At 63.7% G+C, this 13,740-nt stretch carries 15 protein-coding genes; 6 read left to right on the forward strand and 9 right to left on the reverse strand.

Going from position 1 to position 13,740, the window contains the following annotated elements; all coding sequences use genetic code 11:
• The 3 genes from WD767_06265 to WD767_06275 all read left to right on the forward strand — a co-directional run.
• Positions 1-431: adenylate/guanylate cyclase domain-containing protein (locus WD767_06265; protein MEX2615680.1), on the forward strand; the 431-nt coding region annotated here is incomplete at its 5' end.
• A 112-nt stretch (positions 432-543) separates the two neighbouring features.
• On the forward strand, positions 544-2,277 hold the full coding sequence (locus tag WD767_06270; GenBank protein MEX2615681.1) for an HD domain-containing phosphohydrolase: 1,734 nt from the start codon (positions 544-546) through the stop codon (positions 2,275-2,277).
• 68 nt (positions 2,278-2,345) lie between these two features.
• Positions 2,346-3,602, forward strand: coding sequence for a glycerate kinase (locus WD767_06275; protein ID MEX2615682.1), 1,257 nt, complete (start codon positions 2,346-2,348; stop codon positions 3,600-3,602).
• Between the two features lie 6 nt (positions 3,603-3,608).
• Here the strand turns inward: WD767_06275 and WD767_06280 are convergent, their stop codons facing one another.
• From WD767_06280 to WD767_06290, 3 genes are read right to left on the reverse strand one after another with little or no spacing between them, the layout of a single operon-like run.
• Positions 3,609-3,833 (reverse strand): sulfurtransferase TusA family protein, encoded by a 225-nt coding sequence (locus WD767_06280; protein MEX2615683.1) that lies wholly within the window; start codon positions 3,831-3,833, stop codon positions 3,609-3,611.
• Between the two features lie 9 nt (positions 3,834-3,842).
• Positions 3,843-4,592 carry a TIGR02186 family protein gene (locus tag WD767_06285; protein MEX2615684.1) on the reverse strand — a complete coding sequence of 250 codons (750 nt, stop codon included), beginning with the start codon at positions 4,590-4,592 and terminating at the stop codon, positions 3,843-3,845.
• Positions 4,589-5,509, reverse strand: a complete 921-nt coding sequence (locus tag WD767_06290; GenBank protein MEX2615685.1) for a sulfite exporter TauE/SafE family protein — start codon at positions 5,507-5,509, stop codon at positions 4,589-4,591. Before WD767_06290 ends, WD767_06285 begins: the two co-directional genes overlap by 4 nt.
• A gap of 356 nt (positions 5,510-5,865) precedes the next feature.
• On the opposite strand from WD767_06290, the gene WD767_06295 reads away from it, so the two are divergent.
• Positions 5,866-6,681, forward strand: a complete 816-nt coding sequence (locus tag WD767_06295; GenBank protein MEX2615686.1) for an enoyl-CoA hydratase/isomerase family protein — start codon at positions 5,866-5,868, stop codon at positions 6,679-6,681.
• Between the two features lie 12 nt (positions 6,682-6,693).
• On the opposite strand, the gene WD767_06300 is transcribed toward WD767_06295, so the two are convergent.
• The 5 genes from WD767_06300 to WD767_06320 form a co-directional block, all read right to left on the reverse strand.
• Entirely contained in the window at positions 6,694-7,449 is a 756-nt protein-coding gene (locus tag WD767_06300) for an SDR family oxidoreductase (protein ID MEX2615687.1), read from the reverse strand.
• Positions 7,450-7,471: 22 nt separating this feature from the next.
• Positions 7,472-8,290, reverse strand: a complete 819-nt coding sequence (locus WD767_06305) for a hypothetical protein (protein ID MEX2615688.1) — start codon at positions 8,288-8,290, stop codon at positions 7,472-7,474.
• A 43-nt stretch (positions 8,291-8,333) separates the two neighbouring features.
• Positions 8,334-8,855: an OB-fold domain-containing protein gene (locus WD767_06310; GenBank protein ID MEX2615689.1), complete on the reverse strand. Its 522-nt coding sequence runs from the start codon at positions 8,853-8,855 to the stop codon at positions 8,334-8,336.
• Between the two features lie 130 nt (positions 8,856-8,985).
• On the reverse strand, positions 8,986-10,248 hold the full coding sequence (locus WD767_06315) for a hypothetical protein (protein MEX2615690.1): 1,263 nt from the start codon (positions 10,246-10,248) through the stop codon (positions 8,986-8,988).
• A 136-nt stretch (positions 10,249-10,384) separates the two neighbouring features.
• Entirely contained in the window at positions 10,385-10,894 is a 510-nt protein-coding gene (locus tag WD767_06320) for a hypothetical protein (GenBank protein MEX2615691.1), read from the reverse strand.
• Positions 10,895-10,990: 96 nt separating this feature from the next.
• Between WD767_06320 and WD767_06325 the strand changes: the two genes are divergently transcribed.
• Positions 10,991-12,142: an FAD-dependent monooxygenase gene (locus WD767_06325; protein ID MEX2615692.1), complete on the forward strand. Its 1,152-nt coding sequence runs from the start codon at positions 10,991-10,993 to the stop codon at positions 12,140-12,142.
• 94 nt (positions 12,143-12,236) lie between these two features.
• Positions 12,237-13,292, forward strand: a complete 1,056-nt coding sequence (locus WD767_06330; protein ID MEX2615693.1) for an amidohydrolase family protein — start codon at positions 12,237-12,239, stop codon at positions 13,290-13,292.
• Positions 13,293-13,304: 12 nt separating this feature from the next.
• Here the strand turns inward: WD767_06330 and WD767_06335 are convergent, their stop codons facing one another.
• A complete protein-coding gene (locus WD767_06335; protein MEX2615694.1) occupies positions 13,305-13,727 on the reverse strand; it encodes a hypothetical protein in 423 nt (140 codons plus the stop codon).
• Between the last annotated feature and the right edge of the window lie 13 nt (positions 13,728-13,740).

The raw sequence follows: 13,740 nt of genomic DNA on the forward strand, positions 1-13,740 counted from the left end.
TGGGCGATCCCGTGAATCTCGCCGCCCGGCTGGAAAGCCAGTCCAAAAATTACGGAGTCAAAATCGTGCTTGGCCCCGTGACGGCGGAACGGGCATCGGCGGACGGCTTCGCCACGCTCGAACTGGATCTGATCCAGGTGAAAGGACAATCCGTCGGCGTCAGTATTCACTGCCTGCTGGGCGACCGTAATTTTGCCGCAAGGCCGGATTTCCAGGCCCTGAAGGCACGGCACGATGAATTTCTGGCGGCATACCGGGGACAGCACTGGGACGACGCCGATGCCGCCATGACGGATTGCCGGCGGATGGATGCGGAAACCGGTATTGAACTCGACGTGCTGTATGACATGTACAGGGAGCGGATCGACGAGTACCGCGAAAGCCCGCCGCCGGCGGATTGGGACGGGGTGTTCGTCGCAACAACGAAATAGGGCATGATCGATTGAAACCAGTCGCGTCGCCGCCAGCTTTTGACGTGGTTAACGTATTCCAGGAGCCAGGGGTGCCAGCCGGAAGTTGCCGTCGCGGCGTTCGAGCGGAGCAATGGAAGATTCGATAACGCACAGCCAGGACGGCATCGCGGACCGCGAGAAGATGTTCCAGCGGTTGATCGATATCGGTATCGCGCTGTCTTCCGAGCGGGACCAGAACCGCCTTCAGGAACGTATCCTCCTGGAAACCAAGCGGATCGCCAATGCCGACGGCGGTACGCTCTATCTGATGGCCGATGATGATCGCGCCCTGAAATTCGCGATTGTGCGCAACGATACGCTGGATATCCGCATGGGCGGGACGACCGGCGTGCCCATACACTTCGATCCGCTGCCGCTTTATGATGAATCGTCCATTCCCAATTACAATAACGTGGCGACGGCGGTGGCCCTGAACCGCATTCCCATCAATATTCCGGATGCGTATGAATCCCGGACCTTCGATTTCAGCGGCACCCATGCCTTTGACCGCAAGACCGGCTATCGGTCGCAGAGTTTCCTGACGCTGCCGCTGCTGAACAGCGAGGAATCGGTCATCGGCGTGCTGCAGCTGATCAACGCACGCGATTCCAGCGGGGCGGTGATCCCCTTTTCACCGAGCCTGCAGCCGATCATCGAAGCGCTGACCAGTCAGGCGGCGGTCGCTCTCGACAAGGAAATGCTCATCCTGGGCCAGCGGGCGCTGCTCGATTCCTTTATCGAACTGATGGCGGGCGCGGTCGACGCGAAATCGGCCTATACGGGTGGGCATTGCCAGCGTGTGCCGTATCTGACGAAAATGCTCGCCAGGGCCGCCTGCGATTCCGATCATCCGAATTTCCGCGACTTCGACCTGAACGAGGAAGAATGGTACGAGCTGCATCTGGCCGCCTGGCTGCACGATTGCGGCAAGGTCACCACGCCGGAATTTGTCGTCGACAAGGCGACCAAGCTGGAAACGATCTATAACCGGATCCATGAAATCCGGGCCCGGTTCGAGATTTTGCGCCGGGACGCCGAAATAGAATGCCTGAAAGCGAAACTCGCGGGCGGTGACCCGGTCGAACTCGACGCGGCGTTCGAGGCGGAATGCCGGCAGCTCGAGGCGGATTTCGCCTTCGTTGCCGGGTCAAATCTTGGCGGGGAGTTTTTTGCCCCCGAAGATGTCGAGCGGCTGCGCCAGATCGGCCGCCGCGTCTGGTTCCGGCATTTCGACCACACGCTGGGCCTGTCCTGGGAAGAACGGGCGCGCCTTGGCGCGGTCGAACCCCGGGACGGTCCGGCGCCGCAATATCTGCTGGCGGACCGGCACGACCACAAGATGCCGGAATACAATAACGGTGAATTATACAATCTGTCGATAGAGCGCGGCACGCTGACGGCGGAGGAGCGCAAGAAGATCAACGACCATATCGTCGTCACGATCGATATGCTGGAACAACTGCCCTTTCCCCGTTCCCTGCGCCGGGTTCCCGAAATCGCCGGCGGGCATCACGAGAAAATGGACGGCACCGGTTATCCGCGCGGCCTGACCCGGGACGAGATGTCGCTGCCGGCGCGCATGATGGCGATTGCCGATATTTTCGAGGCGCTGACGGCGGCGGACCGCCCCTACAAGAAGGCCAAGAAACTGAGCGAATGCCTGCGCATCATGAGTTTCATGCGTAATGACGCGCATATCGATCCGGACCTGTTCGAACTGTTTCTCCGGTCCGGGGTATGGCGTGAGTACGCCGAACAGTTCCTCGATCCGGCGCAGATCGACGATATCGATATCGCGGATTATCTTTCCGGAAATGCCGAATAATCGGATCGGTTATCGCCCCGGTATGCGATAACGCCACGTCTTCACCAATGCGACAGGGCCCCGCCGTGATGTCTCCGCGCCAGTTTCTGAACGACCTTTTCCGGGCTGCCATCGATGCGGCGCAGCCTGCGTCATGCCTGCCGCCGCATCTGCCCGCGCCGCCGCGCGGCCGTACGGTCGTGGTCGGCGCGGGCAAGGCGTCGGCCGCCATGGCCCGGGTGCTGGAATCCCGGTGGGACGGTCCGCTTTCGGGGCTGGTGGTGACGCGCTACGGGCACCGGGTCGATTGCGAACGCATCGATATTGTCGAATCGTCGCATCCGGTGCCGGATGCCGCGGGTGTCGCAGCCGCCGAAGGAATCCTGGCGCGGCTTCAGGGGTTGACCGAAGACGACCTCGTCATCTGTCTGATCTCGGGCGGCGGGTCGGCGCTGATGACCCTGCCGATGCCGGGGCTGACGCTTGACGACAAGGTCGCCGTCAACCGGGCGCTGCTGCGCAGCGGCGCGAACATTGCCGAAATGAACTGCGTCCGCAAACACCTTTCGGCGGTCAAGGGCGGGCGTCTTGCCGCCGCCGCTGCGCCCGCAAGGCTCGTGACGCTGGCGATCTCCGACGTTCCGGGCGACGATCTTTCGGTCATCGCGTCGGGACCGACCGTTCCGGACCCCACAACGTTTGCCGAAGCGCGCGATATTCTCGCCCGCTACGGCGTATCGCCGCCCGCATCCGTCGCGGCGTTCCTGGCGGCCGCAAGGGAAGAGACGCCGAAACCGGGCGACCCGCGGCTGGCCAATTGCACTACGGCGCTGGTCGCCGCGCCGCAGGCATCGCTCGAAGCCGCGGCGGATGTCGCGCGCAGGGCCGGGGTCACCCCGGTCATCCTGGGGGACGCCATCGAAGGCGAATCCCGTGAGGTCGCGATTGTCCATGCGGGTATCGCCCGACAGGTGGCGCGCCACGGGCAACCGGCTGCCGCGCCTGCGGTACTGCTGTCGGGCGGGGAGACGACGGTAACGGTCCGCGGCGGCGGACGTGGCGGCCGTAACGCGGAATTCGCGCTGGGACTGGCCATCGCCCTGGACGGCGCGGCGGGCATATCAGCCATTGCCTGCGATACGGACGGCATCGACGGCAGCGAGGACAATGCCGGCGCGCTCGTCATGCCGGATACGCTGGGGCGGGCCTCGGCCCTGGGGCTGAACGCACGGGCCCTGCTGGCGGCGAACGATGCCTGGAGCCTGTTTTCGGCGCTCGACGACCTGGTGATGACCGGGCCGACGCTGACCAATGTCAACGATTTCCGCGCGGTGCTGATAACCTGAATCGGATCAGCCGGTCTTCCGGATGACATAGGTGAAGACGTCGCCCTCTTCCGTCCACTCGACCAGTTCATTTCCGGTCGTATTGCAGAAATGCTTGAAATCGATCACCGATGCGGGGTCGGTCGCGAGCACGGTCAGGGTGTCACCCGGCGACACTTCCTTCATGGCCCGTCTGGCCTTCAGCACGGGGATCGGGCAGTGATGCCCCTTTGTATCGAGTATCGTGTTCATTGCCTTGTATCAGTTCCTTCGGAATAACATGTTTCCGCCCAGGCCTGCCAGAACGGCGATGACTATCGCCGCGATGCCGTACAGGGCGCTGTGCTCATGGGCCGCGCGGTACAACTCGGCCTGAAGGCCCGTCTTGTTGATGGCCAGGGGTAATACCTGGCTACTGACGACTTTCCGGTTCTCGATCAGATAGCTGCGTATCGTATATACGCCAACCTGGACATCGGCCGGAAAGAAAACCGTACTGCGGAACAGCCTGCCGCCGGCCATGCTCATCTGGCCTGTGCCTTTACCGTAATGGCCTGAATTCTGTTTGTTGCGAATCAGGGCATTGCGGAATTTCTCGGCCTCCTCGGCAGGGATGCTGCCCAATGGCCGGATACTCAGGTGATCCAGCCCGATGCGGTATTCTTCACGAATTGACTCCGGTAGCCAGTCACCCGGTTCTTCGGTAGCAAGCACCTGATAGAATGTCGGTACATGCTCGAAGGTGACCTGCCTGCCATTGACCCAGATTCCGGCAACCCGTTCTTTCATGCGGACTGTCGCGTCATTGGCGGGACCTTCGACGACGACGACAACCCTGCCTTTTCCCTCGGTCGCACCGAACAGCAAAATTTCGGTACCGGTGAACCCGGCCGTGACCGCGACAAAATCCTTCGAGAGGTCGACGATAATCGGTTCATTCGCGGTTTGGGCTGTTACCGTTCCGGCGCCCATCGCCAGCCATGCGGCGAATATGCCGGCAATCGCCTTCAATGCCCCGCCCCCGTCACCAGAACGAACAGTTCGTTCGGCGCCACTATAAGGTCATACACAATCTTGCCGCACACGCCGAGCACCATGAGCGCCAGCAGCCCCCGCAACTGTTCGCCCCGCAGCCTGGCGCCAAGGCGCGTACCGAGCTGCGCGCCGATCACCGCGCCTAACATCAGCAGCACCGCAAGCACAATATCCACGGTCTGGTTTACCGTCGCTTGAAGGAATGTGGCGTTGGCCGTCACAAAGATAATCTGGAACAGGGATGTCCCGACGACGATCGAAGTAGGCATGCCGAGAAGATAGATCATCGCGGGCACCATGATGAACCCGCCGCCAACGCCCATGATCGCCGACAGGATGCCGACGCAGACGCCGATCAGCAGCGGCAGCAGGGCGCTGATATAGAGCTTCGACCGCCGAAAGCGCATCTTGAAGGGCAGGCCGTGCAGGAAGTTGTGCTGGTGCAGCTTGCGCCGGCTGGCGTTGGACGAGCGGTTCCGCTGCATCGTGCGCAGGCTTTCGATCAGCATCAGAAAGCCGATGCTGCCCAGGAAGATCACGTAGGAGAGCATGATGACGAGGTCGATCTGTCCCAGTTCCCGCAACAGCCGGAACAGCCAGACGCCGAACGTGGAGCCGGCGAGGCCGCCGATCAGCAGGATGCCGCCCATCTTGAAATCGACATTGCCGCGCCGCCAATGCGCCAGGACGCCGGAAACCGATGAGGCGATGATCTGGTTGGCCTCCGTGCCGACCGCGACGGCCGGGGGAATGCCCAGGAAAATCAGCAATGGCGTCATCAGGAATCCGCCGCCCACGCCGAATATTCCGGACAGGGTTCCCACGGCAATGCCGAGAAATAAAAAAACCAGCACGTTCACCGAAATTTCAGCGATCGGCAGATACAAAAACATTCCGGGGCCGCCGTTGTTCCAGGGCCAGATACTGGCAGCCACCTCGTTATGGATCGTGGACCGGTAAACCGTATCCACGTTCCGGGGACGCCGCCGCGCAAAGAATCATCCGCGCTTGTCCATTGATAGTCAATGAAGTTTTTCCCAACGGGAGTCTCGTCGTGTCGCTTTTCTCGTCGTCCGGCTGCGGCGACGGTGATTTTGCCGCGCAGGGGATGTTTCTTAAAGAATAGGTTGTGCCGGCCGCTTTCGTTTCCGCCGCGCGCCGCGCCGCCCCAGCCGGTAGCGCTGGCGTTATCCTGTCTGATATGGTGCTGACCCGGTCCTGTCGCCGGGGAACGATCAGGGAGGTCCAGATGGAATACAGGCATATCCTATTCGACGTCAGCGAGGAGATCGCGACGGTCACGTTGAACCGGCCCGAGGCGCGCAACGCGCTGACACCGGAAATGCGTGAGGACCTGACCCACGCGCTCGGCGAAATCCGCAAACGCGCGGGCAAGGACATCAAGGCGATGATCCTGACCGGGGCGGGCCGCGCCTTCTGCGCCGGCGGCGACGTCAAGGCGATGGGGACCCGCAGCAATCGCGCGCCCGACCAGCGCGCCATGATGCGCGCCTTCCATAACACCCTGTTCGAACTGACCAATGCGGAACTGCCCGTCATTTCCCTGGTCGACGGGGCGGCGGCCGGCGCGGGCGCGAATATCGCGCTGACGGCCGATTTCGTGCTGGCGACGCCGCGCGGGTTCCTGATGCAGGCTTTCGCGCGAATCGGCCTGATCCCCGACTGGGGCGGCTTCTATATCCTGCCGAGACTGGTCGGCATGCAGAAGGCGCGCGAACTGATATTCACGGCGCGGCGCGTCTATGCGGAGGAGGCGAAGCAGATCGGGCTGATCTACGATGTGGTCGGCCAGGATACCGCAATGGCCGAAGCCCGCGCGTTTGCGAAGAAGCTGGCCAGGGCGCCGACGGCGGCGATCGGCGTGGCGAAGAACATCCTCAACCAGTCCTATAACCAGGACATCCGGACTCTCTCGGAACTGGAGGCGATGGGCCAGTCGATCTGCCGCGATACCGATTTCCACAAGGAAGCCGTCCGCCGATTCGCCGCGAAGGAGCCGCCGCTGTACGACTGGGAAGCCATGCAGGACGCGGGCGACGATTAGGAAGAAGGGAGCCTATCCCTCCATAAGCCCCGCGGCCGTGAACCCGCCATCGGCCGCATAGGTGTGGCCGGTGACGAAGCTGCATTCCTCCGACGCCAGGAACGCCGCGACGGCGGCGATTTCCGAGGGCTTGCCGAAGCGGCCGAGCGGCATGCGGGTCCGGGCGCTGCCCATCAGTTCGCCCTGGACCTCCGGCCGCGTCAGGGTCGGGCCGGGGGCGACGGCGTTGACATGGATATCGTGCTCCGCCAGTTCGATGGCCATGGACTGGGTCAGATTGATGATTCCCGCCTTGCTGGCGCCATAGGCGGCGCGGCCCCGTCCGCCGAAAATGCCGGAATTGGACGCGACGAAGACGATGCGCCCGCCATGGCCCTGCTTCACCATCTGCCGCGCGCCGATCTGGCCGCACAGGAAACCGCCATACAGGTTGGTGTCGATCACCCGGCGCCACAACGCGTCGGTCATTTCCAGGAACGGCTCCCGGTCCATAAGCCCGGCGCTGCAGGCGACGATATCCAGCTTTTCCCAATGCCCGACCACGGCGTCGACGGCCTTTTGCACGTCGCTTCGTTTGCTGACATCGGCGACGCAGGGTTCGGCGGTTGCACCCGCCTCGCGCAGGATTGTCACCGCCTCCTCCGCGTTTTCCCTGCTAATGTCCACGATCAGGACTTTCGCGCCTTCCAAAGCGAGCCGGGTGGCGATGGCCTGGCCGATTCCGTGGCCGGCGCCGGTAACCAGCGCGGTTTTGTTCTCGAAGCGCATCCCGTCTCTCCCGTCCTTGCCGTCAGTCCGGCAGCGCGTCACGCAGCAACGTCCCGAAGGTGACCATCTCCGGGCTGGTTATCCGGTAGGTATGGATGGCGCCGACGATCTCTGCGCCCTGCTCGGCGGTCGGCGGCGTCAGGCCCGCGGGGACCGGCGGCAGGTCGGCGATGATGTCATCCGCGGCGGCGATGATATTCGTGGCGATGGAGACGCGCTTTTCCCGCTCCGCGTCGCTTTTCAATACCGGTTCGACCAGCGTTACCGCATGCGCCATATAGGCCGGCCAGGGCGTGAACAGCCGATACAGGCCGGGCACGAAGGGGCTGCCGCCCAGTTCGGTGCCGAGCTGCATCAGCAGATCATGCTGGTCCTTCGGCAGATCGCCCATGTTCGGCAGGTCCGGCAACGGATCCAGCATTGCCGGAGGGGTCCATGCCGGCCAGTCCGCGCGGCGACCTTGCGGCACGGCGCCCTGGATCAGTTTTTCCACTATCCCCGCAAACAGCAGGTTGATCGGCGAGACGCGGATAAAGTTCTCGCAGATATTGCGAAGCGATGTCAGCCCGGCATTGTCGACGCCCATCAGCCGCAGCGCCGCGCGGGACAGTTTGGGGAACGGCTGTACGGCCACCGTCGCGGCGCGCCGCCACGCTGTTTCCGGGATGGTGCCGTCCAGAAAGGCCGGGCGGCAGGCCGCCCAGGCGTATTCCAGGCAGTTCGGCTTCGTCGCCACATGGCGCTGCAGCGAGGACACATAGGAAACGGCGCAATAGGTGCGGATTTCCTCGTAGATCCGGGCGATATCCCCGGTTGCCTGCGATTCGAGTATTTCGGCCATGCTCGGCTTTCTCTTTCTGTCCTGTTTGTCCGGTCCGCTTTGGCTATTCCTGCGGATAACGCCAGGGGCTTTCCGGCTGCTTGGCGTCCTCGTCGATGGTCCAGTGGGGCAGGGAGAAGCCTTCGGCCACTTCGACATAGACCATCCTTACCCGGGTGCCGATGCCGACGCGCCGGATCATCTCCGGCGGCGCGAACTGTCCGTCCGCCGTCATCAGGTTGCCGGCGACACGCAGCGCCTCATGCTCGCTGGGCGCGCCCTTCTGGGTGTCCAGGTCGGCCAGAATGACCATGTACGGCACCTTGTCCCGGAAAGCCGGTTGAATGGGGTGGTGGACTTCCGCATAGGAATGCACCGTGCCCTTGCCCTCCACCGGGACCCAGTCGCTGTCCCGCTCGCCCGTCCAGGGGCAGGTCGTGGTCGGCGGGTAACGCAGCAGCCCGCTGGTCCGGCCGCGCTGCAAATGCAAACTGCCTTCGTGGCAGTGGCGGAAGAATTCCAGATTTTCGTGATCCAGGTCGTCGATGCTGAGCATCATGCCCATGTATTCGCCTTGTACCGGCATGGTTATCCTCCCCCTCTTACGGATCGGATCAGGATTAATGCTTCTCATCAATCCTGTGAATCCGATCACTATTAATACAGCAGAGCAACGATACAGGATTGATGCATAACATCGATCCTGTATCGTTGCTCTAGCGATGGTCGCGGGCCATGACCATGGCCGAGCCCGTGCCCGGATTGGCCCAGCCCAGATTGGCGCTCAGTTCGGCATTCTTCACCTGCCGGCAGCCGCCCTCGCTGTAGTCATAGGTGTGCTGCTTCCTGCCGTCCGGTCCGACGGGGCAGGAATCGTCCGCTTCGCCGCGCAGTTGCCGGGTATTTTCGATCACCATGTTCATGCCGTGGGTATAGCCCTCGCAGAGATGGCCGCCCGAGGTGTTGTTCGGCCGCCGGCCGCCCAGCTCTATCGCGCCGGATGATACGTAATCGCCGCCTTCGCCCTTCTTGCAGAAGCCATAATCCTCGAGCTGCAGCATGGTGGTGAAGGTGAAGGCGTCATAGGAACCGGTGACGTCGATATCCTCTGGTCCGACTCCCGCGTTCGGCCACAAAATATCCTTGGCGTAATGCCCGGCGACCGTGGATATCGGCCCGTGCTGGTAGTGCATGTCGGCGCGCGGCTTGCAGACGCGCCCGGCGACCGACTGGATCACCGCCGCCCGGTTGCGGCAGTCGCGCGCCCGGTCCAGCCGGGTGACGATGACGCAGGTGGCGTTGTCGGTTTCCACGCAGCAGTCCAGCAGATGCAGCGGCTTGCAGATGATCCGGGAGGTGACCACATCCTCGACCGTATAGCGCTTCCTGTAATAGGCCTTCGGGTTGTTGGAGGCGTGTTTCGAATGCGCCATCTTCACATGCGCCACCTGTTCGGGCGTTGTGCCGTAATCATACATGTGGCGCAGGAAGGTGGGGGCGAACATCTGTCCGGCGCTCTGCCACCCATAGGCGCGATTGTGGATCTGATCGCCGACGATGGGCACGGCGGAGCGCGCGCCGGTGCCGCCGATGCGGACCTGACTGTAGCCGTTCATCGCGCGGAAGATCGCCACCGTCTTGCACATCCCGGCCTCGATCACGCCCATGGCGATGCCGATCAGCGCCTCTATCGACGATCCGCCGCCATGCACGTCCATGTAGAAATTCAGCCGGATGCCCAGGTCGCCGGCGACGAAATTGGCGAAGGTGGAATCGTTGCCGGAATAATCCAGCATGCCGTCGATATCCGCCGCGGTCATCCCGGCGTCTTCCATCGCGTTGCCGATGGCCCATGTGGCCAGCGCCCGTGTGGTTTCATTCGATCCGCGCCGGTAGCTGGTTTCCCCGACGCCGCAGATGGCGTATTTGCCGCGCAGATATTTCTCCGACGACGCATCGATCTCGTTCGATGGCGACATGGTCCCCTCCCTGATGGCGCGCGTGTGTTGCGCCCGGCCATTAAAGCACACTCGACGGTATCTCGTTCAAGGGGCAAACGCGGGCGGACGGGAATTAGATTCGGATCAGCATCGGACAGGGGCGCTTCATATGAATTCAGATAAACGGGTCGTGCGACCATTGCAGCAGCGCCTGCCGCTGGCGGCGGCGGCAGAAGATGTCGCCCGGCTCGCAGTTGGCGCGGATCTGTCCCGCGTGGCGGGCGAAACCGCGCCAGCGTCTGATCTGCTTCTCGTCGATTTCGATCAGGCGCCGCCCCAGCCAGTAGCGGCAGTACCACTGGAACCAGCCGCGCGGGTCGGGGCCGATGATCCAGCCTTTTTCGCGCCAGACATGCAGCGGCTGGCGGCTCCGGATGCCGAAATGATTGACCGCCGGATCGGGAACGGCGCTGGTCTTCGCGGTTTCGAACCAGTCATCGGGCAGTTCCGGGCGGCAGTCGTTGCAGTATTTGCCCTCGAACACGCCCAGCGCCAGCATTTCCTTCGGCGTGAAATGCGGTTCGAACCCGGGCGCGAAAGCCGCGCCCGGCGGGGCGTCCAGCCGGTACCGGTAACCGGACTGCATGCTGTCGCTCACGGAAACGATATCACCGATTCTGTACATTTGCCCCGATCCATTGCTCTTGTATCCCGGCCTATCCTAACATCCTTCACGGACGCTGCCGTATCGACAGCCAGGCCGTTCGGGAAGGAATGCATTGTGGCGCAGGACAGGCTTTCGATTGCAATCGTCGGGGCGGGAATTGGCGGGCTCGCGGCGGCGGCGTTGCGGCGGGTCGGGCATGACGTCGCGATATACGAGCAGGCGCACGCCTTCGCCCGGATCGGCGCCGGAATCCAGCAGGCGCCGAACGCGGTGAAGGTGCTGCGCGGGCTGGGACTGGAGGAACGGCTCGGCCAGCTTGCGGCGCGGCCGGATGCCCAGATGAACCGCGTCTGGGATACCGGCGAGATCAAGTGGAACAAGCCGATGGGCGGCCCGATGGCGGATGATTACGGCGCGCCGTATTTCCACCTGCATCGCGGAGACCTGCATATGGCGCTGGCGGAAATCGTACCGGAAGAGATCGTGCACCGGGACAAGAAACTCGTGGACCTGTCGCAGGATGCCGACGCGGTGACCCTGAAATTCGAGGACGGCGGCACGGCGCAGGCGGAAATCGCCATCGGCGCGGACGGCGTGCATTCGGTCGTGCGGCAGGTATTGCTGGGGGTGGAAAAGCCGCAGTTTTCCGGTCGGGTCGCCTATCGCACGACCTTCCCGGCGGCGCTGCTGGGCGATGTGCCGATTGACGATTACGCGAAATGGTGGGGGCCGGACCGGCACATCGTCATCTACTACATCACGCCGGACAAGGACGAGATCTACTTCGTAACCAGCACGCCGGAACCTGATTTCACGACCGAATCCTATTCGGCAAAGGGCGACCTCGCCACCCTGCGCAAGGCCTATGAGGGGTTTCACCCGCATGTGCGGGCGGTGCTGGCGGCCTGTCCGGAAGTCTATAAATGGGCGCTCTATGTGCGCGATCCGCTGCCGCGCTGGGGTCGGGGGCGGGTGACGCTGCTGGGCGATTCCTGCCATCCGATGACGCCCTACATGGCGCAGGGCGCGGCGACCTCGATCGAGGACGCCGCCGTGCTGTCGCGCTGCCTGGACGGAATCGGCGCAGGCGACGTGGCGCGGGCGCTGCGCCGCTACGAGGACAGCCGCCGCGACCGGACCGCGCGCATCCAGACGATTTCGCGCCTGAATGACATGGAAAAAATCCGGGAGGAAACCGACCGGACCTACCGCTACGATGCCTGGACCGCGCCGCTCGCGCCGATGCCCGAAGCGGTGGAGGCGTAGGGGGCCGGGGCTGGCCGCTGGACGCGTTGCGCCGGCCCTTTTACGATGGCCCGCAACATGGCCCATACCGGCCGGTCAACAGGGGGAAGATCACATGGGTATCGGTCCAACGGATATCGGCTTTGTCGGCTGCGAACTGCGCAGCGCCGCGATGGATGGCGGCGGGCACGGCCACAGCCATGCGGAACGCCGCGAGGTGCATGTCAACGGCACGCGGATCAAAACCGTCGATATCCACGCGCATTGCGCGGTGCCGGCGGCGCTGGCGGCGGCGGATTTCCCGCTGGAGGCGCCGGGCCTGCTGATGGAGGACGTCACCAGCCGCATCGCGGCGATGGACGCGCAGGGGCTGGATGTCGCGGCGCTTTCCATCAATCCGTGGTGGTACGACCGGGACCGCGACCTTTCGGCCGAGATCATACGGCTGCAGAACGAGGCGCTGGTGGAAATCTGCGCCGCCAGCCCGGACCGTTTCGTCGCCTTCGCCACCGCGGCCCTGCACCACCCGGACCTCGCGGTGGAGCAACTGGAGCATGCGGTGAAAAAGCTCGGCTTCCGGGGCGTCGGCGTCGCCGGCAGCGTCGACGGGCTGGAACTCGCCGACCGGAAATTCGATCCGTTCTGGGCGAAATGCGAGGAACTGGACGTGCTGGTCTTCCTGCACCCCAAGGGCGTGCGCGAACTGAACGAAAGCACCCGCTTCAACGGCAACGGTTTCCTGCAGAACACGCTGGGCAACCCGCTGGAGACCACCATCGCGCTGACCCACCTTATCTTCGAGGGCACGCTGGATCGCCATCCGGGGCTGAAGATTTGCGCCGCCCATGGCGGCGGCATGTTCCCCTCCTACGCCAACCGCCACGATGCGGTGATCCGCACCTTCCCGGGCAAGGTCGGCAATGTGCCGAAGAAGAAGCCGACCGATTACCTGAAGGACGGCCAGCTGTTCTTCGACACCATCGTCTTTACCGAGGAAGCCCTGCGCCACCTGATCGCGGAGACCGGCGCCGACCGGATCATGATCGGCACCGACTATCCCTTCCCCTGGACCAGCACGGAAGTCGACCTGGTGCTGAACACGCCGGGGCTGAGCGACGACGACCGCATCGCCATCCTGGGCGGCACGGCGGCGAGGTTGATGGGGATCTGAGGCGCGGCAGCGTTACCCGCTGAACTGTCCCGCGAGCAATACGGTGGCCGCCGCGGCGAGACAGCCCCAGAAAAGCGCTTTGCGGACGGTCGGCGAAAGGGCCCGGCCCCCTGTATCGCCGTCGGCCTGCGTGCCGTCGTCGACCGGCGATCCGGGCTCCGGCAGCGCGTCGACGAGCCGGACCGCGATGGCCAGCAGTCCCGGTTTCCGCCAGTCGTCTTCCGGCAGCCGGGCGAGGCTGTCGGCCAGGTCCGCCGCGGCGTCGGCTCGCGGCATCTCCGACAGGCGCGCCGCTTCCGCCCACGGGTTCGGCCCCAGCCGCGCCAGGGCGGACAGGACAGTCAGCCGCTGGCCGTTTTCCTCCTCCCCGATGACGGTGAAAAGGAAGTCGTTGAACCGTGAATGACCAAGTGCGTATTCGTGGCGAAGCGTCATGTCGATATCCCGT

The organism is Alphaproteobacteria bacterium, from assembly GCA_040905865.1.
Lineage (GTDB): Bacteria > Pseudomonadota > Alphaproteobacteria > UBA8366.